The organism is Streptomyces aurantiogriseus, from assembly GCF_014649375.1.
GTDB lineage: Bacteria > Actinomycetota > Actinomycetes > Streptomycetales > Streptomycetaceae > Streptomyces > Streptomyces aurantiogriseus.
In genome coordinates this window covers 100,054-123,447 of the sequence record NZ_BMSX01000028.1, presented here as the reverse complement: position 1 = coordinate 123,447, position 23,394 = coordinate 100,054, and the positions used below count along the sequence as shown (strand labels likewise).

At 72.4% G+C, this 23,394-nt stretch carries 23 protein-coding genes and 5 pseudogenes; 15 read left to right on the top strand and 13 right to left on the bottom strand.

Translation table 11 applies throughout. The features are described from left to right. Positions 1-829 precede the first annotated feature (829 nt). Positions 830-2,047, bottom strand: a complete 1,218-nt coding sequence (locus tag IE263_RS40875) for an MFS transporter (protein WP_189943164.1) — start codon at positions 2,045-2,047, stop codon at positions 830-832. A gap of 13 nt (positions 2,048-2,060) precedes the next feature. On the opposite strand from IE263_RS40875, the gene IE263_RS40870 reads away from it, so the two are divergent. The 8 genes and pseudogenes from IE263_RS40870 to IE263_RS40845 all read left to right on the top strand — a co-directional run bounded on the left by IE263_RS40870 (position 2,061) and on the right by IE263_RS40845 (position 8,230). Beyond that, positions 2,061-2,504, top strand: coding sequence for an NAD(P)/FAD-dependent oxidoreductase (locus IE263_RS40870; RefSeq protein ID WP_308430814.1), 444 nt, complete (start codon positions 2,061-2,063; stop codon positions 2,502-2,504). Between the two features lie 114 nt (positions 2,505-2,618). Next, positions 2,619-3,173, top strand: a pseudogene (locus tag IE263_RS40865) (MSCRAMM family protein); the annotation flags it as partial. Between the two features lie 16 nt (positions 3,174-3,189). After that, entirely contained in the window at positions 3,190-4,665 is a 1,476-nt protein-coding gene (locus tag IE263_RS40860) for an MFS transporter (protein ID WP_229911442.1), read from the top strand. Continuing rightward, a pseudogene (locus tag IE263_RS49130) lies at positions 4,575-5,111 on the top strand (carboxylesterase family protein); the annotation flags it as partial. The gene IE263_RS40860 and the pseudogene IE263_RS49130, both read left to right, overlap by 91 nt. Next, positions 4,997-5,263: pseudogene (locus IE263_RS49835) on the top strand (carboxylesterase family protein); the annotation flags it as partial. The pseudogenes IE263_RS49130 and IE263_RS49835, both read left to right, overlap by 115 nt. Before the next feature lie 73 nt (positions 5,264-5,336). Further along, positions 5,337-6,248, top strand: a pseudogene (locus IE263_RS49120) (carboxylesterase family protein); the annotation flags it as partial. Between the two features lie 201 nt (positions 6,249-6,449). Next, the gene (locus IE263_RS40850) at positions 6,450-7,331 is read left to right on the top strand and encodes an SIS domain-containing protein (RefSeq protein WP_189943162.1); all 882 of its coding nucleotides are present in this window, start codon (positions 6,450-6,452) and stop codon (positions 7,329-7,331) included. Positions 7,332-7,369: 38 nt separating this feature from the next. After that, positions 7,370-8,230, top strand: coding sequence for a class II fructose-bisphosphate aldolase (locus IE263_RS40845; protein WP_189943161.1), 861 nt, complete (start codon positions 7,370-7,372; stop codon positions 8,228-8,230). Here the strand turns inward: IE263_RS40845 and IE263_RS40840 are convergent. Then, positions 8,217-9,353 carry a methyltransferase gene (locus IE263_RS40840; RefSeq protein ID WP_189943175.1) on the bottom strand — a complete coding sequence of 379 codons (1,137 nt, stop codon included), beginning with the start codon at positions 9,351-9,353 and terminating at the stop codon, positions 8,217-8,219. The genes IE263_RS40845 and IE263_RS40840 overlap by 14 nt on opposite strands. A gap of 67 nt (positions 9,354-9,420) precedes the next feature. On the opposite strand from IE263_RS40840, the gene IE263_RS40835 reads away from it, so the two are divergent. Next, positions 9,421-10,083: an alpha-ketoglutarate-dependent dioxygenase AlkB family protein gene (locus IE263_RS40835; RefSeq protein WP_189943160.1), complete on the top strand. Its 663-nt coding sequence runs from the start codon at positions 9,421-9,423 to the stop codon at positions 10,081-10,083. A gap of 28 nt (positions 10,084-10,111) precedes the next feature. Next, entirely contained in the window at positions 10,112-11,356 is a 1,245-nt protein-coding gene (locus IE263_RS40830; RefSeq protein WP_189943159.1) for an ROK family protein, read from the top strand. Positions 11,357-11,394: 38 nt separating this feature from the next. Here the strand turns inward: IE263_RS40830 and IE263_RS40825 are convergent, their stop codons facing one another. The 3 genes from IE263_RS40825 to IE263_RS40815 form a co-directional block, all read right to left on the bottom strand. Continuing rightward, positions 11,395-12,159 carry an SDR family NAD(P)-dependent oxidoreductase gene (locus IE263_RS40825; RefSeq protein WP_189943158.1) on the bottom strand — a complete coding sequence of 255 codons (765 nt, stop codon included), beginning with the start codon at positions 12,157-12,159 and terminating at the stop codon, positions 11,395-11,397. Positions 12,160-12,232: 73 nt separating this feature from the next. Further along, the gene (locus IE263_RS40820; protein WP_189943157.1) at positions 12,233-12,817 is read right to left on the bottom strand and encodes a TetR/AcrR family transcriptional regulator; all 585 of its coding nucleotides are present in this window, start codon (positions 12,815-12,817) and stop codon (positions 12,233-12,235) included. 112 nt (positions 12,818-12,929) lie between these two features. Next, entirely contained in the window at positions 12,930-13,886 is a 957-nt protein-coding gene (locus IE263_RS40815) for a LysR family transcriptional regulator (protein ID WP_189943156.1), read from the bottom strand. 146 nt (positions 13,887-14,032) lie between these two features. Between IE263_RS40815 and IE263_RS40810 the strand changes: the two genes are divergently transcribed. The 3 genes and pseudogenes from IE263_RS40810 to IE263_RS40800 all read left to right on the top strand — a co-directional run bounded on the left by IE263_RS40810 (position 14,033) and on the right by IE263_RS40800 (position 15,933). Next, entirely contained in the window at positions 14,033-14,563 is a 531-nt protein-coding gene (locus IE263_RS40810) for an SRPBCC family protein (RefSeq protein ID WP_189943155.1), read from the top strand. A gap of 9 nt (positions 14,564-14,572) precedes the next feature. Further along, positions 14,573-15,457 carry an NAD(P)-dependent oxidoreductase gene (locus tag IE263_RS40805; RefSeq protein WP_189943154.1) on the top strand — a complete coding sequence of 295 codons (885 nt, stop codon included), beginning with the start codon at positions 14,573-14,575 and terminating at the stop codon, positions 15,455-15,457. An 18-nt stretch (positions 15,458-15,475) separates the two neighbouring features. Then, positions 15,476-15,933: pseudogene (locus tag IE263_RS40800) on the top strand (pyridoxamine 5'-phosphate oxidase family protein). Between the two features lie 40 nt (positions 15,934-15,973). On the opposite strand, the gene IE263_RS40795 reads toward IE263_RS40800, so the two are convergent. From IE263_RS40795 to IE263_RS40780, 4 genes are all read right to left on the bottom strand, one after another. Further along, positions 15,974-16,159 carry a DUF1272 domain-containing protein gene (locus IE263_RS40795; protein ID WP_189943153.1) on the bottom strand — a complete coding sequence of 62 codons (186 nt, stop codon included), beginning with the start codon at positions 16,157-16,159 and terminating at the stop codon, positions 15,974-15,976. Positions 16,160-16,276: 117 nt separating this feature from the next. Continuing rightward, positions 16,277-17,185, bottom strand: a complete 909-nt coding sequence (locus IE263_RS40790; RefSeq protein ID WP_189943174.1) for a phosphotriesterase family protein — start codon at positions 17,183-17,185, stop codon at positions 16,277-16,279. Then, positions 17,182-17,775, bottom strand: coding sequence for a DUF4865 family protein (locus IE263_RS40785; protein WP_189943152.1), 594 nt, complete (start codon positions 17,773-17,775; stop codon positions 17,182-17,184). Before IE263_RS40785 ends, IE263_RS40790 begins: the two co-directional genes overlap by 4 nt. Then, a complete protein-coding gene (locus IE263_RS40780; protein ID WP_189943151.1) occupies positions 17,751-18,395 on the bottom strand; it encodes a TetR/AcrR family transcriptional regulator in 645 nt (214 codons plus the stop codon). The genes IE263_RS40785 and IE263_RS40780 overlap by 25 nt, the downstream gene beginning before the upstream one ends. A gap of 173 nt (positions 18,396-18,568) precedes the next feature. Between IE263_RS40780 and IE263_RS40775 the strand changes: the two genes are divergently transcribed. Beyond that, on the top strand, positions 18,569-18,850 hold the full coding sequence (locus IE263_RS40775; RefSeq protein ID WP_189943150.1) for an SHOCT domain-containing protein: 282 nt from the start codon (positions 18,569-18,571) through the stop codon (positions 18,848-18,850). A 93-nt stretch (positions 18,851-18,943) separates the two neighbouring features. On the opposite strand, the gene IE263_RS40770 is transcribed toward IE263_RS40775, so the two are convergent. Both IE263_RS40770 and IE263_RS40765 read right to left on the bottom strand, forming a co-directional pair. Then, a complete protein-coding gene (locus tag IE263_RS40770; RefSeq protein WP_189943149.1) occupies positions 18,944-19,489 on the bottom strand; it encodes an ATP-binding protein in 546 nt (181 codons plus the stop codon). 212 nt (positions 19,490-19,701) lie between these two features. Continuing rightward, the gene (locus IE263_RS40765; RefSeq protein WP_189943148.1) at positions 19,702-20,025 is read right to left on the bottom strand and encodes a hypothetical protein; all 324 of its coding nucleotides are present in this window, start codon (positions 20,023-20,025) and stop codon (positions 19,702-19,704) included. A gap of 342 nt (positions 20,026-20,367) precedes the next feature. Between IE263_RS40765 and cds1 the strand changes: the two genes are divergently transcribed. Then, a complete protein-coding gene (cds1, locus tag IE263_RS40760) occupies positions 20,368-21,492 on the top strand; it encodes an L-cysteine desulfhydrase Cds1 (RefSeq protein WP_189943147.1) in 1,125 nt (374 codons plus the stop codon). A 280-nt stretch (positions 21,493-21,772) separates the two neighbouring features. Here the strand turns inward: cds1 and IE263_RS40755 are convergent, their stop codons facing one another. Together IE263_RS40755 and IE263_RS40750 are read right to left on the bottom strand one after the other, a co-directional pair. Next, a complete protein-coding gene (locus tag IE263_RS40755; RefSeq protein ID WP_189943146.1) occupies positions 21,773-22,249 on the bottom strand; it encodes an SRPBCC family protein in 477 nt (158 codons plus the stop codon). 56 nt (positions 22,250-22,305) lie between these two features. Beyond that, on the bottom strand, positions 22,306-23,136 hold the full coding sequence (locus IE263_RS40750; protein ID WP_189943145.1) for a DeoR/GlpR family DNA-binding transcription regulator: 831 nt from the start codon (positions 23,134-23,136) through the stop codon (positions 22,306-22,308). Positions 23,137-23,394 lie beyond the last annotated feature (258 nt).

Below are 23,394 nucleotides of genomic sequence, written 5' to 3'. Positions count from 1 at the left end.
GGTCGGGGACGACGTCCGCGACGGTGGCAGGCGGAGTGGCCACGGCCACGCACGTCTACTCGGATGTGGCGGGCAGCCCGTACACCATCACCGCGACCTACGGCGGAGACACGAACTTCGCCGGTGACACCGCGACGGACACCCACGTGGTCGGCCCCGTCGCTTAGCAGCCCAGCCACACCGGCCGACCAGCGCTTTGATGGAGAGTGACGCTCGACCGGGAGGACCGGTCGAGCGTCACTGGTGTCACGGTGACGCGGGCGAACCGCAGTCGGCGAAGGCCGGCGGCTTCCGGCTGGTCGACCCGCGAGGCGAAGCCGGGACGACAGCCCAGGGGCTGGTCCGGCCTCGATCTCCTGGGCGTGTCACGCTCCCAGGAGCACATCTGCTCGTCCTGCTGCACGTGATATCGAACGTTCGGCTGTCATGGCCAGTGTGATCCCTTCCCTCAACGCTCCAGTGCGCTATCGCCTAGTCGTCGTCACGGTCACGGCGCTTGAACCACTCGATGCAAGCACGTGCGGTCCGGACAACACCTTGGGCAACGAACAGGGCGGAGGCCGCCCCGTTCATCCAGGAGAGGATCTCTTGAGGCGTCATGCTCATTCCTGATCATGGCCCACCAACCGGTGGGCCCCACCGACTGGATCGGCCCTCACGATATGGATGAGCCGACGTTCCGCGCAGGAATCCGGGCGAAGCGCCACTGTGCGCCACCCATTGACCTCCGAGTGGGGACGCCATGGCCAAGGAGCCGCTCAGCCTGATCAGTTCGAACGTCGCCGACGGCTGACCCGGGCCGGTTCAGGCGTGTTGAGGTGTCGTACCCTCAACCGGCCGTCCGGCGAGGGATGGTGAGGCCGATCAGTGCCGCGACCGCCGCCAGTGCGGCCACGCTGGTGAGGGCGACGGGCAGGGAGAACCAGTCCGCCATGAAGCCGATCGCGGGCGGCCCGAGCAACATCCCGCCGTAGCCGAGGGTGGAGGCGACGGCGACCCCGGTGGGGCCGGCGAGGGTGCCGGCGCGTTCGACGGCGACTGGGAAGAGGTTGGCGAGCCCGAGGCCCGTGACGGCGAAACCGAGCAGGGCCACCCATGCCGTGGGGGTGAGCGAGGCGACCAGCATGCCCACCGCCGCGGTGGTCCCGCCCGCCACGACCGTACGGGTGCGGCCCAGACGCTGGAGCAGCGTCGTGCCGGTGAGCCGGCCGACGGTCATGGCGAGCGCGAAACAGGAGTAGCCCGCGGCGGCGAAGCCGGGCGAGGCATCGAGGTCCTGCTGCAGGTGCAGGGCGCCCCAGTCGGCGAGGGCCCCTTCGCCGTAGGCCGTGCAGAGGGCGATGAGGCCGAAGACGATGACGAGGCGGCGGGTGCGGGGGGTGAGACGGGTCGGTTTCGCGGGGTCCGTGTCGGCTCCGCCGGCTTCCTCGGCGGCGGCCGGCGGCCGGGGCGGCGCCTCGCGCAGCAGCGCCGGGCCCGCCAGTGCGGTCACCAGCAGGCCGATGAGGCAGAGGCCGAGGAGGTGGCGTGTGGGGGAGAGGGAGTCCGCGACGAGCCCGCCCAGACCGGCGCCGATCATGCCGCCCAGGCTGAAGGCGGCGTGGAAGGTGGGCATGATCGGCCGGTCGAGGGCCGTGACCAGGTCGACGGCGGCGCTGTTGAAGGCGACGTTGATCCCGCCGTACGCGGCGCCGAAGAGCAGGAGGACGGCGCCGAGCGCGGGGGCGGAGTGGGTGAGCGGAGGGAGGGTGACGCTGAGGGAGAGCAGGACCGCGCAGACGACGGTGACGGGGTGGCTGCCGTAGCGCCGGCAGAGGCGGCCGGTGAGCAGCATCGTGACGACGGCCCCCGCGGAGACGCCGAGAAGGGCGAGGCCGAGCGCGCTGGCGGAGGCGTCGGTCTGTTCCTTGATGGCGGGGATGCGGACGACCCAGCCGGCGAAGACGAAGCCGTCGAGGGCGAAGAAGGCGCTCAGGGTGATACGGAGCCGGGTGTGTGCGCCGGCCGGGACGTCGGTGGGCGAGCGGCGTTTGTTTATTAACGGCACAAACGCAGGCTAGGTGGGGGTGAATGGCAAGGGCAAGGCAACCGCAGTCCGCCCTCGGGTGGGCGGGAGGGGTCGTACCGTCGCCTCACCGATCGGCACGACCACACGGATCGGCGGCACGATGGAGCTCAGCGGCAACAACAACCGGCTCGACTGGCGCCGTGTCGTCGCCGTCGCCCTGGCCGGCCGGCACTGTCTGGGCCGCTGGTTCGACGACCCGGACGACCTGGTCGGCCTGATCCGCGACGCCTGGGTCGGCGAACGGCCCTTCCTGCCCGACGGGCTCCCGGTCATCGACGGTGTCCCGGGGCACGTCAACGCCTTCGCCGCCACCGGACACGGGATGCTCGGCGTCACCCTGGGCCCGGTCACCGGCCGGAGGCTCACCGAGTACGTCCTCACCGGCCGCCGCCCGGAGGCCCTCGGCCCCTTCCGCTTCGATCGGCTGCGTCGCTGACCAGGCTGACGCGCCCCTCGGAATCTTTACGCTCCGGACACCGAATACTCTGCTTGCTTAAGTCAATCAATGGCTAGAGTCGGGTGGGTCGCGCACACCGCATCCCCCGATCCCGACGGCTCCTACACGGCCGAGGCGCCCGGGGAGGGCACATACGTGCTGATCGCCTCCGCCGACGGCCATCAGCCGCAGGCGACGACCCTCGTGGTCGGTGCCACGCCGGTGACCTACGACGTGCTGCTCAGCGGCTGCAGCGGGCTCGCCGGGGTGGTGCGGGCGGCGGACGGCGGGGTGCCGGTCGCCGGGGCGGTCGTCGTCGTCACGGACGTCCGGGGCGATGTGCTGGTGACCGCGCAGACCGACGGCGGCGGTGAGTTCTCCGTCGCCGACCTCGTGCCGGGGCCGGTGACCCTCGCGGTCAGCTCGCCCAAGCACCGGCCGCTCGCGCTGTCCGTCGAGATCGGTGCCACCGGGATGACGCGTGTGGACGTCGAGTTGCGTCCCGGCGCACAGGTGCGGGGGACCGTGCGCGGTGCAGGCGCGCCGCTGGGCGACGCGCGGGTGACCCTGGTGGACGCCGCCGGAAACGTCGTCGCCACCACCACGACCGGGAGCGACGGGGCGTACGCCTTCTCCGACCTGGACAGCGGGCAGTACACGGTCATGGCCCGCAGTCTCCGCAAAGGTGCTGGGCCGGCGCTGTCACCTGATCCGAACATGGGTCGGCAGACGATCCCGGACAGAAGGTGGGCCCGTGACCACGACAATCTTGGCTGCTCAACCCGCATTGAGCGCGCGTCGGCGTTGGACGGTGCTGGCCGTCTGTGCGCTGAGCATGTTCCTTGTCGGCCTGGACACCACCATCGTCAACGTGGGCCTGCCCGTGATCGGACGTGGCCTGGGCGTGGGCACCCGCGGTCTGGAATGGGTCGTGGATGCCTACACCGTGGTCCTGGCCAGCCTCCTCATCTCCTCCGGCGCCCTCGCAGATCGCTTCGGACGACGTCGTGTGTTCCAGTGCGGACTGATCGTCTTCGGCGTTGCATCACTTGCGTGCGCGGTCGCTCCGTCGCTCGGCTTCCTTGTCGTGGCACGGGCCGTCCAGGGCGTCGGCGCCTCGATGCTGAGCCCCGTGGCCCTGGCGATCGTGGTGAACGCGATGCCCGACCCACGGGAGCGAGCCCGGGCGATCGGCGTATGGGCGTCGGTCTTCGGGCTCAGCATGGCGGCAGGCCCGGTCACCGGCGGGTGGCTCATCGCAGCGTTCGGCTGGCGATCGGTGTTCTGGATCAACGCACCGATCATCGTCGCCGCCCTCGTCCTGGTTGCGGTGTTCGTGCCGGAGTCCCGCGGACAGCGTGCCCGGCGGCTGGATCTGCCCGGCCAGGTACTCCTCACGTTGGCCCTGTGCGTCTCGGTCGGTGTCCTCATCGAAGGACCCCGCATCGGCTGGGCCTCGCCTCTGGCGATGGTCGGCTACGCCTTGATCGTGGTTGCGACGGCCGGGTTCACCTGGGTCGAGCTTCACCAGCGCGAACCCTTGATGGACCTCGGGCTCTTCCGGCGACCGCTCTTCGCTTCGGCAGTGCTGGGCGCCATGGCGGTGTTCGTGGCGCTGAATGTGAGTCTTCTGCTCAACACGCTCTATCTCCAGCACGCCCGCGGATGGACGCCGCTCGCGTCAGGCATGGCGACCCTGCCCATGGCGCTTGGGGCTACCCTGTGCGCGCCGTGGTCCGGCAACCTGGTGGGGCGCCTCGGACCACGACGTCCGCTCGTCATCGCGGGCGGGTTCACCGCCGCTGGTGGTCTGTGCATGGTGAACCTCGGTCAGGACACGAGCGTCCTGCTGCTCCTGCTGGCCCACCTGCTCATCGGCATCGGGTTCGGCTTCGCCAACGCACCGCTCACCAACACCGCAGTCAGCGGTCTGCCGCCGTCCCGTGCCGGCGTGGCCGGGGCGATCACCTCCACCGCGCGCCAGGTCGGCTCAGCGGTCGGTATCGCTGTCGCAGGGGGCCTGGTCACAGGCGTCAGCCCCGCCGGCCTCGCCCATGCGTCCCATCCCGGATGGCTGCTCGTGACGGCCTGCGGACTGTTCCTGTTCATCGTGGCGCGAGCCTCCCCAGCAGCGACCCCACTGGCCCGGAGATCGGCATGACGCACAGAAACGCACCGCCGCTCACCCTGGAGACCGAGACCGAGACCGAGACCGAGACCGAACGCCTCGACCGGCTCGAGGACGTGCGGCTCGGACGGCAGTTCACAAACTGTAGGAAATTTCGTCGTACATATTGTTCGAGGCTGCGCGGCCGAGCCGCCACCGCGCTGACCGCGGTGGGTGTGCTCTGCCTCGGACTGCTCTCCCCGGCCGCCGTCGACGCCCTCCGGGCGGGACCGGCCGACCCGGAGACGACCGCACGCCCCGCCTCGCTGGTCGTACAGACCGACAAGGGCCGGGTGCGCGGCACGGCCCGGACCGGATACGACGAGTGGCTCGGCATCCCTTACGCGGCCGACGCCTCCGGTGCGAACCGCTGGAAGCCTCCGCAGCCCGTGGCCAGGTGGTCCGGGATCCGCGACGCCACCACGTTCGGGGACCGGTGCGCGCAGAACACCGGGTGGGACCCCGGCTACGAGAGGACCATCACAAGGACGGCCCCGGCAACTACGGCCTCCTGGACCAGCAGGCCGCCCTGCGCTGGGTGCACACCAACATCGCCCGCTTCGGCGGCGACCAGGGGAACGTGACCGTCGCGGGCCAGTCCGCCGGCGCCGGCTCGGTCTGCGACCACCTCGCCTCCCCCCCCAGCCAAGGGCCTCTTCGCCCGCGCCGGCATCATGAGCGGCAGCTGCACCCTGCAGTCCGCGGCCTCCGGTCAGGCCCGGAGTTCCGCCTTCGTCAGGGCCGTCGGCTGCGACACCGCCTCCGACGCCCTCGCCTGCCTGCGCGCCAAACCGGCCACCGACCTGCTCGCCGCTCAGAAGAAGGCGGGCGTCTCCCCGTCCCTCGGCGGCACCGCCTTCCCGGTCGACCCCGGAACCGCCATCCGGACCGGGAACTTCCACCGCGTACCGGTGATGCTCGGACAGACCCACAGTGAGCGGGGCCTGTCCACCTTCCAGAACTACGACTACCTCGGTACGCCGATGACGGCCGCCCGGTACGAGGCGGCCGTGCGCTCCGCCTACGGCACCAACGCCGACAAGGTGCTGGCCGAATATCCGGTGAGCGCCTACAGGAGCCCGGGCGAGGCCTGGACCGCCGCCCAGAACGGCTCCACCTCGTACGCCAGACAGCAGTTGATCGTGGCGTTCTCGACGTGGGTGCCCACCTACGCCTACGAGTTCGCCGAGAGCGACACCCCGCACTTCACCTCGATCTTCCTGATCCAGCAGAAGAGCGAGACCGCCCGGGACTTCCCGTTCGGCGGGGCCGTGCACGTCGACGACCTCGGATACATCTGGGACTACCTGGGCCAGACACTGCCGTACGACGACGACCAGTTGGAGCTGTCCCGGCAGATGATCGGGTACTGGGGCCGGTTCGCCGCGCAGGGTGATCCGAACGGGTCCGGTGAGCCGTCGTGGCCCAAGTACCGTGTCAAGGCAGGCGAGTTGATGTCGCTGGTGGCCTGTGACACCTCTCCGGCGAGCGGTGCGGCTCCGGCCGCCTGTTCCCGGGCGAGCCGGGACTTCGCCGAGGAGCACAACCTGGACTTCTGGGGCAGCCTGCCCTCCTGACGTCCCCGAGCCGGCCGGCGCCCGCCCCACTCGGGTGCCGGTTCCGCTCCAGATGAGGGCCACGGGCTGCCGGGAGGCAGTCGTCAGGCGCACTTGTGGCGTCAAACCCGCCGCCGCAAGGTAGGCAGGGATCTCCCGGCTTCACCCGGGAGAGCGCTTCAATCTGCTGAACCATCCTTACCGTCGGAGAAAGGTGGGGGCATGACCCACGTCGAGGACGAGTTGGCCGACCAGCCCGACTGCTGGTCCCGAGCCGCGAGCGAAGTCTCCCGATACGAAGGCGAGTTGCCGACACCGGGCGAGCGCGTCGCGATCGTCGGATGCGGCACCTCCTTCTTCATGGCCCAGTCCGCGGCCGCCCTGCGCGAGACCGCGGGTCACGGAGAGACGGACGCCTTCGCCGCCTCGGAGTTCCCCCACGGACGCACCTACGACCACGTCGTCGCCCTCACCCGCTCCGGCACCACCACCGAGGTTCTCGACCTGCTCACGCGACTGCGCGGACGTACCCGCACGACCGTGCTCACCGCCGACCCGAACACCCCCGTCATGACGGCCGCCGACCACACCGTCGTCCTCGACCACGCCGACGAGCACTCCGTCGTGCAGACCCGGTTCGCCACCACCGCGCTCACCCTGCTCCGCGCCCATCTCGGCCTGCACACCGAGGCCGTCGTCGCCGACGCCCGCACCGCGCTCGCCGAGCCGCTGCCCCCGGGGCTCGTGGAATGCGGGCAGTTCACCTTCCTGGGCCGTGGCTGGACCGTCGGACTGGCGAGCGAGGCGGCGCTGAAGATGCGCGAGGCCGCGCTGGCCTGGACCGAGGCGTACCCGGCGATGGAGTACCGGCACGGCCCCATCAGCATCACCACCGCGGGCACCGCGACCTGGATGTTCGGCGAGCCGCCCGGGGGACTGGCCGAACAGGTCGGTGCCACCGGCGGGTTGTGGGTCCCCGCCGGGCTGGACCCCCTCGCCGAACTGGTTCGCGCCCAGCGCCTCGCCGTCGCCCTGGCCGCCGCCCGCGGCCTCGACCCCGACCGGCCACGCCACCTCACCCGCTCGGTGATCCTCGCCCCCTGAGCCATCGGCCACCGGCCTCACTCGAGGAGGAAGACGCCGTGCCCCTCACCACCACCGGCGAGCTGATCACTCGCGCCCGAGCGGCCCGCACCGCCGTCGCCGCCTTCAACATCATCACGCTGGAGCACATCGAGGCTGTCATCACCGGGGCGGAGAGCGTCGGCGCACCCGTCGTCCTCCAAGTCAGCGAGAATGCCGTCAAGTTCCGCCAGGGCCGCCTGCTCCCACTCGCCCGCGCAGCCCTCTCCGCCGCCGAACAAGCCGCCGTACCCGTCGCGTTGCACCTCGACCACGTGCAGAGCGGCCCCCTGCTCCACCAGGCCGCGGACGCGGGCTTCAGCTCCGTGATGTACGACGCCTCGCGTCTGCCGTACGAAGCGAACCTGGCCGCGACCCGCGCGGCCGTCGACTGGGCACACTCCCAAGGGCTCTGGATCGAGGCGGAGTTGGGGGAGATCGGCGGCAAGGACGGCCAACCGCCGCGGGACGCCCACGCGCCCGGCGCCCGCACCGACCCCGCCGAGGCCCGCGCCTTCGTGACGCACTCCGGGGTGGACGCCCTGGCCGTGGCCGTCGGCAGCGTCCACGCGATGACCACCCGCACCGCGACCCTCGACCACGACCTGCTCAAGCGGCTCGCCGCCACACTCGACGTGCCCCTCGTCCTGCACGGTTCCTCCGGGGTCCCGGACGACGAACTGAAGGCCGCCGTCGCGGGAGGCATCGCCAAGGTCAACATCGGGACCGCCCTCAACCAGGCCATGACCGGCGCGATCAGGGAGTACCTCGGCGCTCACCCGGACGCGGTCGACGTCCGCACCTGCCTGCGTGCGGGACGTGAGGCGATGGCCCGGACGGTCGAGCGGATCGTCACGGGTGTGGGGCTCACCCCCGCTTGACGGCCTTGAGCACCACGAACTTCGGGTCACCGGCGACCAGCTGACTGTTGCCGAACAGCCGCCGCAGCTTCACGTGGTACCCGAGGTGCCGGTTCCCCACCACCCACAGCTCCCCGCCCGGCCGCAGCGCCCGCCGCGCCCCGGTGAACATCCGCCACGCCGTGGCGTCCGTCGTGGCCTGGTGGGAGTGGAACGGCGGATTGTTCAGGACGACGTCCACGCTACCGTCCGGCACCCCCGCCAGCCCGTCCCCGACCCGGAACTCCGCGTGCCCCGGCACCCCGTTCGCCCTGTACGTCGCCTCCGCCGAGGCCACCGCTTGGTACGACTCGTCCGTGAACAGCACCTCCACCTGCGGATCGGCCAGCGCCACCGCCGTCCCGACGATGCCGTTGCCGCAGCCCAGGTCGACGACCCGCCGCGCGCCCCGCGTCTCAGGCAGGTGCCGCAGGAAGAACCGGGTGCCGATGTCGAGCCGGTCCGCGCAGAACACCCCCGCGTGATTGACGACCGGACGGCCGGAGAGCGGGCCGATGTCCTCGGGGAGGTCATAGCCGTACGGCCACGGGTTGACGGGGCGCTCCAGCGACGGGTCCGGGGCGCAGAGGATCAGCCGGGCCTTCTGCTGGGCGAGGGAGGTCCGGGTCGGGCCGAGGATCCGCTCGAAGAGCTGCAGCGTGGAGGTGTGGATCTCTTTCACCATGCCGGTGCCGACGACGACCGTGTCCGCGTGCACCGAGGGCGCGAGGCGCAGCAGCTGGTCCTCCAGCAGCGCGAGGCTCTTCGGCACCCGCACCAGCAGGACGTCGATCCGCTCGGGCGGCGGATCCTGGGTGGTGAGGAGGCGCACGGAGCCAGGCTCGACGCCGTTGCGGGCGAGGTTCGCGCGGGTCGCCTCCTGCCCCAGCCAGGAGTCGGTGATCTGCGTCGGCCGGTGCCGTGCGAGCGCCGTGACCAGCGCGCCCCAGCGGTCGCCGAGGACGACGACCGTCCCGGACAGCGGGGTGCCCTGCTCCGCGAGGTGCCGCAGCAGATACGCGTCGGAGGCGTCCCAGGCGCGCAGCCTCTCGCGCGGATCCTCGGGATGGCGGGCCAGCGCGAGCTCGCCCCACGGCGTCGTCATACGGTCGTTCATCGTGGGTCAAGGCTAGCCGAGCCGCAGCTCACACCCGGTGGGGGAGGATGGAGCCATGGACACCGAGCTGTTTCCCCGGGAGCGCGCGGAGATCGCGCCGGGTGCGGTGCACGTCCCCGACTGGCTGGACGCGACTCACCAGCGTGAGCTGCTCGAAGCGTGCCGTGAGTGGGCCCGCCCACCCGCCGGCCTGCGCACGGTCCGCACCCCCGGCGGCGGCACCATGACCGCCCGCCAGGTCTGCCTCGGCTGGCACTGGTACCCGTACGCCTACGCCCGCACGGTCGTCGACGGCGACGGCACCCCCGTGAAACCCTTCCCGGCCTGGCTGGGCGAGCTGGGCCGGCGCGCGGTGACCGAGACGCTGGGCCCCGAACAGGCCCGACCGGCGGACTACGACATCGCGCTGATCAACTTCTACGACGGCGACGCCCGGATGGGCATGCACCGCGACGCCGACGAGAAGTCCGACGCGCCCGTGGTCTCCCTCAGCCTCGGCGACACCTGCGTGTTCCGCTTCGGCAACACCGAGACACGCACCCGGCCCTACACCGACGTCGAACTGCGCAGCGGCGACCTGTTCGTGTTCGGGGGACCGTCCCGGCTCGCCCATCACGGCGTGCCGCGGGTGTGTCCGGGGACGGCACCGGCCGGATTGGGGCTGACCGGGCGACTGAACGTCACCCTGCGGGTCAGTGGCTTCCCGGTCGCCACCTGACGAAGCGGATCATGGGAGACTCCCCCTCATGAGCGGCAAGGCGGACCCCCGGTCGGCGGGGGAAAGGACCACCTCGAGAGCGCGGTTGGACCGGGGGCGCGGTGCGCTCGGTCCCGCGTTGGAGCTCGTGCACACCGGGCGGGCACCCACCCGTGCGGTGCTCACCGCCGAACTCGGCGTCACCCGTGCCACGGCCGGCGCGGTCGCGGCCGAGCTGGAGGCACTCGGTCTGATCCGGGTCGACGCGCGCCCCGGCGCCGCCGCCGGCTCCCAGGGCCGCCCCTCCCACCGGCTCGAACTCGCCGAGGAAGGGCCCGTCGCCCTGGCCGCCCAGGTACACGCCGACGGGTTCCGGGCCGCCCTGGTCGGCCTGGGAGGGCGGATCGTCGCCACCACGCCCGGCTGCGAGACCGTGGACGCCGACCCGGCCAAGGTGCTCGCCACCGTCGTCGACGCCGGCGCCGAACTCCTGCGCGCCACCGGCCGTCGCTGCGTGGGCGCCGGACTCGCCGTGCCGTCCGCGGTCACGGAACCCGAGGGCCTGGCACTGAACCCCCTGCACATCGCCTGGCCGGTCGGGGCACCCGTCCAGAAGGTCTTCGCCGAGCGGGTCCGCGCCGCCGGCATCACCGGCCCCGCCTTCGCCGCCAACGACGTCAACCTCGCCGCCCTCGCCGAACACCGGCACGGCGCCGGGCGCGGCGCCCGCGACCTGCTGTGCGTGGCCACCGGGCACCGTGGGGTCGGCGGCGCGCTGGTGCTCGACGGGCGTCTGCACACCGGCAGTTCCGGCCTCGCCCTCGAAGTCGGCCACCTCACCGTCAACCCCGAGGGCCGCCCCTGCCACTGCGGCAGCCACGGCTGCCTCGACGTCGAGGCCGATCCGCTGGCCCTGCTCACCACCGCCGGCCGTGAGCCCGGTCCCGAGGGCTCCCTGCTCCAGCAGGCCAACGAGCTCGTCCGCGAGGAGTACGCCGACCCGGTCGTCCGCGCGGCCACCGAGGCCCTGATCGACCGGCTCGGCCTGGGCCTGGCCGGCCTGGTGAACATCCTCAACCCCGACCGCATCATCCTCGGCGGCCTGCACCGCACCCTCCTGGACACCGACCCCGACCGCCTCCGCGCGGTCGTCGCCGACCGCAGCCTCTGGGGCCGCAGCGGCGGCGTCCCCATCCTCGCCTGCACCCTCGACCACAACAGCCTGGTCGGCGCGGCCGAGCTGGCCTGGCAGCCGGTGCTCGACGATCCGCTGGGGGCGCTCAGCAGGGTCTGAGGACACCAGGGTCGTGCGCTGCAGGGCGGGTGCGGGTGCTACAGGGCGGACCCGCCGTCGACGACCAGATCCGCGCCGACCACGGACGCCGCGTCGTCCGACGCCAGGTACAGCACCGCCCGGGCCACCTCCTCCGTCGACGCCACCCGCCCGAGCGGCGACTCCTCCTTCATCCGTACGGCGCGCTCCGCCTCGCTCTCCCCGGGCCGCAGCGACATGGGCGTGTCGGACGCGCCGGGGCTGACCGCGTTGATCCGGACGCCGTCGCCGATGTGGTCGAGCGCGGCCCCGCGGGTGAGGGCGGTGACGGCGGCCTTGCTCGCTGCGTACGCGGTCGCGCCCGGTACCTGCTTGTGCGCACCGAGGTTGGACGACACGTTGACGATCGCGCCGCCGCCCGGCTGGGTGCGCATCTGCCGGACCTCGGCCCGCAGGGCGAGGAAGACACCGGTGACGTTGGTGTCGAGCAGTGTCCGCCAGTCCTCCTCGCCGAGGTCGGCGACCGGACCGCCCCGGAAGACGCCCGCGTTGTTGACGGCGACGTCGAGCGAGCCGAAGCGTTCCACGGTCGCCCGTACGAGCCCGTCCACGTCGGCGGGACGCGACACGTCGGCCACCTGCGCCACCGCGGTCCCGCCGGCCCGCCCGACAAGGGCGACCGTCTCGTCGAGCGGGGCCCGGCTGCGCCCGGCCACGACGACCCGGGCGCCTTCGGCGGCGAACGCGAGGGCGAGGGTCCGTCCGATGCCGGAGCCGCCGCCCGTGACGAGGGCGGTGCGACCGGAGAAACGGTTCCGAGACATGCCAGTCCTTTCCAGACCGATCATTCCAGTATGAGGGTGGAGAAAGAGCGGCCCGAAGGCCGCCCGGTGTCAACTAGTCCAACAGCGCCAGCGCCTGCTCCGCCGCGTCCCGCACCCGTGCCGGATCCGAGGACGCCTTGCCGACCACCCGCAGTCCCTGGAGCAGTACGAGGAGCAGGCGGGCCAGCGCCAACGGGTCGCGCCCCGCAGGCAGTTCACCCTGCGCCTGTGCGCGCACGAGCGCCGAGTGCAGCAGCGTTTCCAGGTGTTCCCAGCCCATCTCGACACGGAGGGTCGCGGCCGGGTCGTGCGGGGCCAGTTCCGCGGCCGTGTTCGTGACGAAGCACCCGCGTGCCCGGCGTGTCTCGTCCATGGCCTCCGCCGCGAACCGCCGCACCACCGCGCGCACCGCTGGCAGCGCCGGCCCCGGCGGGGACAACTCGCGCACGAGCTGCGGCTGCTGCGCCTCCCCGTACCGGTCCAGCGCCTTGAGGTACAGGTCCCGCTTGTTGCCGAAGGTCGCGTAGAGGCTGGCGCGCCCGATGCCGAGGTGCTCGACGAGGTCCGCCATCGACGTGGCCTCGTAGCCGCGCCGCCAGAACAGCTCCAGCGCCGACTGCAGGACCGCGTCCGGATCGAACTCCTTGCTTCTGGCCATGAGTTGACGCTAGATCAATCAGGAACGATCGGTCAAGAAAGGGTGTCGATGGGGCTGCACGGCGCCACCATCACTGTTCCGGCCCTCGGTGGACATGTCCGTGGCCGGCCCCTCACCACGCGGACGCGGCGAGCCTCAGCCGGTCGCGGACCCGCAGGACGTCCGGATTGGCGTCGGCGCCCGGCCGCTGGACGAGGAAGAGCGTGTTGAGCGGGGGCTCCTCGGGGGTGTGGAGCTGGGCCAGGCGGCCCGCGTCCAGGTACTCCTGGCACAGGGAGTGCGGCAGGACGCTGTAGCCGGCGCCCGCGTTGACCGCCGACAGCACCGCATACAGGTTCGGCACCGTGACCGCGGCCCGGGCGGTGAGCTGCTTGCCGAAGACGGTCCGCCAGTAGCGGCGGGCGATGGGCAGATCCTCGGCGTAGGTGACCAGCGGGACGTCCCGCAGTGCGGCGCACAGGTCACCGGCCTCCGGGTGCGCGGCGACCTGGCGTGCCCAGACGGGGGAGGCGACCAGCACGTACTCCTCGTCGGCGAGCGGTACCGAGTCCAGGGCCCGCCCGCGCGGTCGACGTGTGGCGATCACCAGGTCGTGCCGGCCGGCCCGCATCTCCTCCAGGAGCGGCTCCGTCAGCCCCTGGGTGACCCGCAGCTGCAGCCCGTCGGCGACGAGCGGCGCCAGCGCGGGCAGCACCCGCACGCACAGCAGCTCCGACGGCCCCGCCAGACGCACGGGCGCCGTCTGCCCGGCCAGTGGACCACCGCCCTCCAGCGCGGCGAGCGCGTCGAGCGGAGCCGCGACCTGGCGCGCCAGCTCGTGCGCCGGCGGCGTCGGCTCCACCCCGCGCGGCAGCCGCGTGAACAGCTCCCGGCCCGTCTGGTGCTCCAGCGTGCGGATCTGAGCGGTCACGGTGGGCTGCGAGAGCCCCAGCAGCGGGGCGGCCGCCGTGAACGAGCCGGAGCGGTACACCGCGAGGAAGGTCCGCAGCAGGTTCAGATCGGCATGCGACGGGAGCTGCCGGGCGCTCGATCCCGTGGCCTCGCCGATGTCGAGGGTCCGGTTCTTCATGCAGGCCAGCCTAATGCGCGTACGCATCGGGAAGCCGATGGTAGGTGTCGGGGCCTCTATTGGTTTCCCGATGGGTGGCGAACCTATCGTCGAGAACGTCCGAGCCCGTCACCACGTGGCGGCACCCGATCGCCAGGAGGACCCCCATGACCACGCAGCAGACGACCACGCAGAACGCGATCAACTGGCCCGAGAAGTACCTGCCCGGCACCGGCGACAACTTCGTCTCCAACGAGGTGATCGTCCAGGGCCTGACGGCGGCCGCGGTGTGGCACTACCTGATCGACACCTCCGAGTGGGAGGGCTACTACGACAACGTCGCCGACATCTCCTTCCCGCAGGGCGGCGGCCCCGAGCTCACGGACGACCTGGTCTTCAGCTTCGGCACCTTCGGCTTCCCGCCCCTGGACGCGCACGTCCTTGAGTTCCAGGCCCCGTCCGCGGGCGTTCCCGGCCGGCTGTCGTGGACGGCGAAGCAGGACGGCAAGCCGGAGGAGCAGCTGGACGTGCTGCACGCCTGGCTGGTGGAGGACCTGCCCGGCGGCCGGGTCCGCATCCTCACCCAGGAGACCCAGATCGGGCAGCCCGCCGCCGCGCTCGCCCAGGAGCGGCCGAACCCGATGCTCAACGGTCACCAGGCCTGGCTCGACGGTCTCGTCCGCGCCGCCTCGAAGTAGGTTGTCGTCATGACCGACAAGCCCACAGTGAGTGTCCTGGGCACCGGCATCATGGGTGCCGCGATGGCCCGCAACCTCGCCCGCGCCGGACACGCCGTCCGCGCCTGGAACCGTACCCGCGCCAAGGCCGAACCGCTGACCGCCGACGGGATCACGGTCACCGACACCCCCGCCGAGGCCGTACGGGACGCCGACGTCGTCCTGACCATGCTCTACGACGGACCCGCCGCCCTGGCGGTCATGCGAGAGGCCGCTCCGGCCCTGCGCGCGGGTGCCTCCTGGGTGCAGTCGACCACCGCCGGGATCGAGGCGATCGGAGACCTGGCGGCCTTCGCCCGCGAGCACGACCTCGTGTTCTTCGACGCGCCGGTGCTGGGCACGCGTCAGCCCGCCGAGGCCGGACAGCTGACGGTGCTGGCGGCGGGGCCGGCGGCCGGCCGGGACGCGGTGACACCCGTCTTCGAAGCGGTCGGCGCCCGCACGGTGTGGACCGGCGAGGACGGCGGCGCGGGCAGCGCCACCCGGCTCAAGCTGGTGGCCAACAGCTGGGTGATCGCGGCCACCGCCGCCGCCGGTGAGGTGCTGGCCCTGTCGCAGTCCCTGGACGTCGACCCGAACGCCTTCTTCGCGCTGATCGAGGGCGGCCCGCTGGACATGGGCTACCTGCGAGCGAAGGCCGGCCTGGTGATCAACGACCAGCTGCTGCCCGCGCAGTTCGCGGTGGCGACCGCGGCGAAGGACGCCCGTCTGATCGTCGAGGCGGGGCAGAAGCACGGCGTCCGGCTGGATGTGGCGGCCGCGAGCGCCGACCGCCTGGAGCGGGCCGCCGCGCAGGGCCACGCCGACGAGGACATGGCCGCCGCCTACTTCGCCAGCTTCGACAAGAACGCCTGATCCCCGAGGAGGATCCCCGTGTCCAAGCCGCCGCTGCCGCCCGAGGCCGTCGAGTTGCTGCGCCGCCCGAACCCCTGCGTGATGGCGGCCCTGCGCTCCGACGGAATCCCCGTCTCCACCCCCACCCGGTACCTGTGGGACAACGGCCGGGCCCTGATCAGCCTGGACGAGGGCCGGATCCGGCTGCGGCACCTGCGCCGCGACCCGAGGGTCACCCTCACCGTCCTGGACGGCGAGGACTGGTACACGCATGTGACCCTCATCGGCCGCGTGGTCGAGACGTACGAGGACGAGGGCCTCGCCGACATCGACCGCATCGCCACGCTCCCCCAGCCTCGGCTTCGCTCGGCCGGTGGGATGCCACCACCGGCAAGCCCTACCCGGACCGGGTCCGCGCCCGCGTCAGCGCGTGGATCGAGGCCGAGCGCTGGCACGGCTGGGGCTCGATGAAGGACAGCGACCAGGCCTCCACCTGAGATCGGCCAGGCCTCCACCCGAGGCTGCGCCGCCAGGCCGTCACGCCGGGACGGCGCGGCGCGGCCGGGGCACCAACTCGCCCCCGCAGTTGGGGCAGACGTCCCGCATGGCCTCGCTGCACGGCACGCAGAAGGTGCACTCGTAGGAGCAGATCCGGGCCGGCGCGTCGTGCGGCAGGGCGGCTGTCGTACAGCGCTCGCAGTGGTCGCGCATCTCCAGGGCCATGGTGCTCCTCGTCGGCGGGGGTGACGTGTCGTGGCCCCATCCTCGGCGCGTCCGTCACCGGCGGCAGCGGCGCGGCGGGTCAGAGATCAACACGATCGGGCCACTCCTCGCCCGGCCTCACCGCCACTCCACACCGAAGGCCCGCCCGGGATTCTCCGTCAGGATCCGCGTCACGAGTGCCTCGCCCACGGCGAGCGCCAGCCGCGGCCGCACCCGGCGCAGCAGATACGGCATCCCGGGCCCGCCGTCGACCGAGCGGGCCGCGGCGGTCGTGGTGTCGCCGCCCAGCAGCAGCCGGTCGCCGAACCCGGCCTCGGCGAGGGCGCGTACGGCGTCCGGCATCCGCCAATCGGTGGCGTGGTTCGCCCGCGACGGACCGTCGAACGCCAGATAGCACCCCGACTCGGCCGCCTGCCGGTGCACCACGCCGTCGGGGGAGCGGTTGAGATGCCCGAGGATCACCCGGTGCGGCGGCACGCCCAACTCCCCGCACAGCAGGTCGAGCACGTCCAGCGCGCCGGTTCCGAGCTCCAGGTGGACGGCGATGGGCGCACCCGTCGCACGGTGGGCCTCGGCCGCGGCGGTCATCGTCCGGCGGGCGTGTGCGTCGAGGGCGTGGAACCCGCCCGCGACCTTGACGAACCCGGCCCGCACGCCCGACGTGCCGATGCCCTCGGTCAGTTCGGTCACGAACACCTCGGCCAGCCGCCCGCGCAGCCCGTCGAGCGTCGCGTCGTCGTAGTGCACGTCCTGGTGCAGTCCCGTCGCTGCCACGATGTGCACCCCGGCCTCCCGGGACAGCGGTGGCAGATCGGCCGCCCGCCGCCCGAGCCCGTACGGCGTCCACTGGACCACCGCACCCCCGCCCTGCGCCCGGAACGCGGCCAGTTCGGCCCGCGCCGCCGACGCGCTCCGCAACTCCTGGCCGGGCAGGCGCGGGCTGCCGAAGAAGAGGTGGTCATGCGCGTCGCAGACGCCGAGTTGCTCCGGCGGTACGTCCCCGAGCACCGTCCGGACGGCGTTCACCACTGGCGGCCCCCCGGCAGGGCGGACCGCCCCGGCGCCGACACATGCAGCACCTGGAACAGTTCGCCGCCGTCCTTCGCCGCGTCGGGATCCCCGTGCTCCCACAGCGAGAAGTGCACGGTCTCCCACCGGCTCGTGTCCACAGCCGCCGCCGCGAGCACCGCCCCCTCCTCCCGCGCGAGTCTCCGGGCCTCGTCCACCGCCTCCTGTGCGGCCTCGGCGTGCACCACCCCGTCCGGCACCGGCCGCCGCTGCCGTAGGGCGAACCGGGCGGGGGAGTCGGCGGCCACGCCCTGCTCGTACGACAGGCCCGTCCACTGCCGCACCGCCGGGCGCCCGAAATCGTCGCTCAGCCCCTGGAAGGCTCCTCCCCAGAGGAAGGCGTTCATGCCCTCCACGGTGTTCCACAGGTAGAACGGCGCGTACAGGTTGACCGGCGAACCGTGCACCCCGCGCTCGCGCAGCAGGTACGTCTTCAGGCCGAGGCCGGGCCAGTCGTCGAGCTTGTGCCCGACGCGGGACACCCGCGCGCGGATGATGCCGGTGTCGTAATCGGCGGGCAGCGTCAGTTCGTACTGCATGGCGTGCATCGGGACTCCTCCTCAGGCGGCGGGGTGGACGTGCGGGAACTCCTGTCGCGGCCGGGGGACAGCAGGGCGAGCAGCCCCTGGACGCCGGCGTCGAAGGCGGCCGGGGAGCCGGAGGCGCGGGCGAGCACGTAACCGCCCTGCACAGTGGCGAGTACGGCCGAAGCGATCTCCTCGCCGTCCAGCTCGTCCCCGAACTCGCCCTGTGTCCTGCCCTCTTCGACGATCCCCGCGAGCCGCCCGCGCAGCCAGCCGATCGTCTCGTCGACCGGGGCGCGCAACTCCTCGCTCGCGATGACGTCCGGGTCCATCGTCAGCCGCCCGATCGGACACCCGCGCAGCACGTCACGCTCGCGCAGCAGATAGGCCTTGATCCGCTCGTACGGTGTACCCGGCCCGCCCAGTACCCCCTCCGCGACGGCCCGCATCTCCTCGGCCGTCCGCCGGATCGCCGCCAGGGCGAGGTCGGGCTTGCCGCGGAAGTGGTGGTACATGCTGCCCTGCCCGGCATCGGCCCGTTCCAGGATCGCCTTGGGACTGGTGCCCACGTAACCGCGCTCCCAGAGCAGCTCCCGGGTGGACTCGATCAGTCGCTCCGAAGTGCTCACGCACTCACTGTACATACTAGTAGTTACAGAGGTCGACCGCCCGGCCGTGCACCCAGCCGAGCACTCGAGGCCACCCGTGTACTCCCCGGGAGGTACCCGCACCGCCGCTCCCCGTACGACGACCCGACCCCCTCCCCGGAGCCAGTCTCGAGGCATCACCGGAAGACCGATCTGGGAGATGAACCGAGATGCAGACCCTGGCGAACTGGGACGGCGGACCCGGCCCGTGGATCCTTTTCTTCCCGCTGATCTGGGCGGCCGTGGTGATCGGCGTCGTGACCTTTCTGCGCCGCACGATGTGGCGCGGCCGCGGCCGGCCCTGGCGGGCGACGTACGACCGCCCCGCCGGCGACTCGCCCCTCGCCGTCCTCGGCCGCCGCTTCGCCTCCGGCGAGATCGACGAGGACGAGTACTGGCGCCGGCTGTCCGTCCTGGACGAGCAGTTCGGCCGCAAGGGCGGTGCGGTATGAGCACGACCGCTCCCCGGCCCCCACTGCGGGCCACGGCCCGCCGGGAGTCGGGGAAACGTGACCCCTGCGCAGGGGGAAGGGGTCACCGCCCGGTCAGCCCATGACGGCCGACCGGGCGGGAGCGTGTGCCGGGCTGCGGTCGTCGACCGCCGCGACCTCCGGGAACAGGCGGGCGGCCTGGTCTCCCGCCACACGGCGAGGCGGTCGCGCCGCCCGCTCGCGCACCGAGCCGATCGCCGGAAGCGTGAACCACACGACCTTGCCGGAGTCGCCGTCGGGCCGCGCCCCCCAGCTCTCGCTGACCGCGGCCACCATCGCGAGCCCGCGCCCGCACGTGGCGAGGCCGTCGGCGTCGGCATCGGCGATGTCTCCCACCACCGGAAGCCGCGGGTCGTGGTCGCGCACCGAGACGGTGAGCCGGCCGAGCAGCAACTCCATCTCCACGGTGCACGTCTTGTCGGGCTGGGCATGCCGGTGGACGTTGGTCAACAGCTCGGTCACACCGAGCGCGGCCCGGTCGATCAGGGCATCCAGATGCCAGTAGCGCAACTGCGCCGATACGATTCTGCGGACCTGGCCGATCCGCGACGGCAGGGCTTGAAGCTCCACCGTGCAGTGCCTGCTTGGGTTGCTGATCACGGCTGCGACTCCCCGACGTGAGGTCCGGAAGAACACGGAGTTCGGATCGATCGGAGCAGTGCGTCTGCGCGAGGCGGCCGCCTGCTGTCGTGGCCGGCGGGCTGGTTCGCAGCGTTGTCGCCGGTACACCCAGAGTGACGTGAGACCAGCGTGACGCAAGGGGTGGGGGACCGCAACTCGCCGTCAGGGTCCGCCACCCTCCGTGGCGGCACTCAGCCCTCGCGCCCCGCCGCCCTGCGTACGGCCTCGATGAACCGGCGTGCCGCGGGCGGCCCCGGCTCGCCCGGCGCGGGGTCGTGGTCACCGAGGGTCAGCAGGTACCGGTTGCCGTTGAGGTCGGCCAGCGCCCGGTCCTCCGGGGCGAACCAGGGCCGGGAGGCACGGACCGCCTGCACCGGCGCACTGTCTATCTCGCTGCCGTAGCTGGTGAGCAACTCCAGCCTGCCGTCGCTGATCCGGACCTGCCCGGCCCGGGTGAGCGAGCGCAGCCGCTTCCCGATCCGCACGCCCGTCGCCGTGAACTCCGGCTCCGCCATGCCCGCCCCCTTGCCCGTGGCTGTGCCGGCCCCCGGCTTCCGTACGGGCCGGAACCAGCTCGTGTCGTGATCCAGTGTGCGCCCCCGTCCGGGACCTCGGCCCCGCCGGGTGCAGTCTGCCCGCGCACGGCGTCGAGCACCAGTACGCACGATGCGCGGTCCGGGAGCTCCCGGAGCACTCACGCGAATGCGCCCCCACCCGGTGCGCCCTGTGCCCCCAGGACTGCCTTTGAGCCCCCCAAAGATGCGTTTATGCAGGTGAGAAGCGGTGCGGCAGATGCATATGATCGAGGCGTCGGCCGCGTGAGGCGCCGTCGGCGTGAAGCACGAAGGAGCCCCGCCGTGACCACCCCCCAGCAGACCCTGACCGGCGCCACCCTCGACGTCGACCGCAGCGACACCGCCTACCGCACCTGGCTGAAAGAAGCCGTCCGCAAGGTCCAGGCCGACGCCAACCGCTCGGCCGACACGCACCTGCTGCGCTTCCCGCTGCCCGAGCGGTGGGGCATCGACCTGTACCTCAAGGACGAGTCGACCCACCCCACCGGCAGCCTCAAGCACCGCCTCGCCCGCTCCCTCTTCCTCTACGGCCTGTGCAACGGCTGGATCCGGCCGGGCCGCCCGGTGATCGAGGCGTCCAGTGGCTCGACGGCCGTCTCCGAGGCGTACTTCGCCAAGCTGATCGGCGTGCCCTTCATCGCCGTCATGCCGCGCACGACGAGCGCCGAGAAGATCCGCCTGATCGAGTTCCACGGCGGCCGGTGCCACTTCGTGGACGACTCACGGAAGATGTACGAGGAGTCCGCCCGCCTCGCGGTGGAGACCGGCGGTCACTACATGGACCAGTTCACCTACGCCGAACGGGCCACGGACTGGCGCGGCAACAACAACATCGCCGAATCCATCTTCCGCCAGTTGGAGTTGGAGCGGTTCCCGGAGCCCACGTGGATCGTCGCCACGGCCGGCACCGGCGGCACCTCCGCGACCATCGCGCGCTACGTCCACTACATGCAGTACGACACGCGCGTGTGCGTCGCCGATCCGGAGAACTCCTGTTTCTTCGAGGGCTGGACCACCGGCGATCCGGACGTCACCTGCGACCGCGGCTCCCGCATCGAGGGCATCGGCCGGCCCCGTGTCGAACCGAGCTTCGTGCCTGGCGCCGTCGACCGGATGATGAAGGTCCCCGACGCCGCCAGCGTCGCCGCCGTCCGCGCCCTGGAGCGGGCCATCGGCCGCAAGGCGGGCGGCTCGACCGGCACCGGCCTGTGGAGCGCGCTGAAGATCGCCGCCGAGATGGTGGCCGAGGGACGCCAGGGCAGCGTGGTCACCCTGCTCTGCGACCCGGGCGACCGCTACCTCGACAAGTACTACTCCGACACCTGGCTCACCGAACAGGGCCTGGACATCGCCCCGTACACGGCGGCGATCGACACACTGCTGACGACGGGCGTCTGGCCGGACTGACGGAGCCGGCGGGGGCGGGCGTGCGGCGGGCTTGATGTGTCCGGTGTGGCGGCGCGCGACTGGACTGATGGAGCCGACGGGGGCGGGGGTGCGGCCGGACTGACGGAGCGGCGGGGCGGGCGTGCTGCTGGGCGGACGGAATCGGTGCGGCGGGCGTGTGGCCGGACCGTCGAAGCCGGTGGGTAGCGGGCGCGGCCGCACTGACGCAGCCGGCGGGGGCGGGCTGCGGCCGGAACGGCCGAGCGCCCGGCCACGGCCGTGTCGCGCCGGGCCCCGGGAGTCACGACGGTGTCGTGAGCCTCCGCTCCAGCAGTGTCATCGCGTCCCGGAAGGACCGCCCCATCCCCGTCCGGGCCAGCCGCAGGAACCCCCGGAACGCCGCGGTCCCGTCCGCCGCGAACGTCCACTGCAGCCGCGTCCCCGCCCCGGCCGGCGCGAGCCGCCACTCCTCGACCAGCGCCCGCACGCCGGGCGCGTTGGTGACGTCGACGCGGTAGGCGTACATCTCCGGTTCCTTCGCCGCCAGGACCGTCTCCCGCATGCGGAGGCCGCCCTTGAGGCGGACGTCGCGGCCGGCGCCGCCGTCGACCGGCCGCGCGGACGTCACCGCGGGGAACCACACGGCCCAGCCGGGCACGTCCTCGGCGAGCATGCGGAAGACCTGTTCCGGGGGAGCGGAGACCTCCCGCGCGAAGACCAGCCGTACGGGCGCGGTCGCGACGAAGTCGAGCCCTTCGGGCCGCAGCCGGTGAGCCATGCGCGCAACCTCCTCAGCACCGAGGAAACGGGTGCGTCACCCTAGCTGAGGTCCCGTCAGCTGTCTGCACCCTCGTCGGGCTCGCCCGCGACCACCAGCCGCCGCAGATGCTCGGAGATCTCCGCGCGCGCCGCGGCCGGCAGACCGGAGTCCGTCACCAGCGTGTCGACCTGCTCCAGCGCCGCGAAGGAACTGAGCCCCACCACGCCCCATTTGGTGTGGTCGGCGACCACCACGACCCGGCGCGCCGACTGCACCAGACGCCGGTTCGTCTCGGCCTCCGCCAGGTTCGGCGTCGACAGCCCGGCCTCGGCCGATATCCCGTGCACGCCGAGGAACAGCACATCGAAGTGGAGCGCGGCGATGGCCTGGTCGGCCACCGGACCCACCAGCGAGTCGGATGGTGTGCGCACCCCACCGGTCAGCACCACCGTGGCCGCGCCCTGCCGGGGGCCCGTGGCGCGCTGCGCCACATGGAAGACGTCGGCCACCCGCACCGAGTTGGTCACCACCGTCAGATCCGGCACGTCGACCAGCTGATGCGCCAGCGCGTACGTCGTCGTACCGCCCGACAGCGCGATCGCGCTGCCCGGAGCGACCAGCTCCGCCGCGGCCCGCGCGATGTCCTCCTTGGCGGTCAGCTCCAGGCCCGACTTGGCCTCGAAGCCCGGCTCGTGCGTGCTCGCCTCCACGATCGGCACCGCGCCGCCGTGCACCTTCTCCAGAACGCCTTGGCGGGCCAGCGCGTCGAGGTCGCGGCGCACCGTCATGTCCGACACGCCGAGCTTGCGGGTCAGCTCGTTGACGCGGACGCCGCCGCGGCGCCGGACCTCGTCCAGGATCAGGGCGCGGCGCTGCTCCGCGAGGAGGTTCTGATTCTCACTCACGTACGCTCCGGTCCTCTCGCCTCAAGCCGATCCACTCCGTCCGACACGCCCGCACACCTGCCACGACGAGGTCATTCTGCCCGGTCGGCGGGGGTGCGGCGTCCCATCCTCGCATGGGCCCCCGCCCGTCGCGCCACCCCCACCCGACGCGCGCATGCCACGCTCACGACACCCGTCGGTCCCGTTCGTCACACGGATCGGGGGAGATTCGGTGACAAGGGGTGCACAGGGGCCGCTCAGCGGACATCCTGGTTCCCG

Excerpts from the sequence above, each read along its gene's own strand:
- IE263_RS40850 (WP_189943162.1), top strand. The coding sequence starts at position 6,450 with ATGACCCACGTCGAGGACGAGTTGGCCGACCAGCCCGACTGCTGGTCC.
- IE263_RS40840 (WP_189943175.1), bottom strand. The coding sequence starts at position 9,353 with ATGACGACGCCGTGGGGCGAGCTCGCGCTGGCCCGCCATCCCGAGGAT.
- IE263_RS40835 (WP_189943160.1), top strand. The coding sequence starts at position 9,421 with ATGGACACCGAGCTGTTTCCCCGGGAGCGCGCGGAGATCGCGCCGGGT.
- IE263_RS40830 (WP_189943159.1), top strand. The coding sequence starts at position 10,112 with ATGAGCGGCAAGGCGGACCCCCGGTCGGCGGGGGAAAGGACCACCTCG.
- IE263_RS40825 (WP_189943158.1), bottom strand. The coding sequence starts at position 12,159 with ATGTCTCGGAACCGTTTCTCCGGTCGCACCGCCCTCGTCACGGGCGGC.
- IE263_RS40820 (WP_189943157.1), bottom strand. The coding sequence starts at position 12,817 with ATGGCCAGAAGCAAGGAGTTCGATCCGGACGCGGTCCTGCAGTCGGCG.
- IE263_RS40815 (WP_189943156.1), bottom strand. The coding sequence starts at position 13,886 with ATGAAGAACCGGACCCTCGACATCGGCGAGGCCACGGGATCGAGCGCC.
- IE263_RS40810 (WP_189943155.1), top strand. The coding sequence starts at position 14,033 with ATGACCACGCAGCAGACGACCACGCAGAACGCGATCAACTGGCCCGAG.
- IE263_RS40805 (WP_189943154.1), top strand. The coding sequence starts at position 14,573 with ATGACCGACAAGCCCACAGTGAGTGTCCTGGGCACCGGCATCATGGGT.
- IE263_RS40795 (WP_189943153.1), bottom strand. The coding sequence starts at position 16,159 with ATGGCCCTGGAGATGCGCGACCACTGCGAGCGCTGTACGACAGCCGCC.
- IE263_RS40785 (WP_189943152.1), bottom strand. The coding sequence starts at position 17,775 with ATGCACGCCATGCAGTACGAACTGACGCTGCCCGCCGATTACGACACC.
- IE263_RS40780 (WP_189943151.1), bottom strand. The coding sequence starts at position 18,395 with ATGTACAGTGAGTGCGTGAGCACTTCGGAGCGACTGATCGAGTCCACC.
- IE263_RS40775 (WP_189943150.1), top strand. The coding sequence starts at position 18,569 with ATGCAGACCCTGGCGAACTGGGACGGCGGACCCGGCCCGTGGATCCTT.
- IE263_RS40765 (WP_189943148.1), bottom strand. The coding sequence starts at position 20,025 with ATGGCGGAGCCGGAGTTCACGGCGACGGGCGTGCGGATCGGGAAGCGG.
- IE263_RS40755 (WP_189943146.1), bottom strand. The coding sequence starts at position 22,249 with ATGGCTCACCGGCTGCGGCCCGAAGGGCTCGACTTCGTCGCGACCGCG.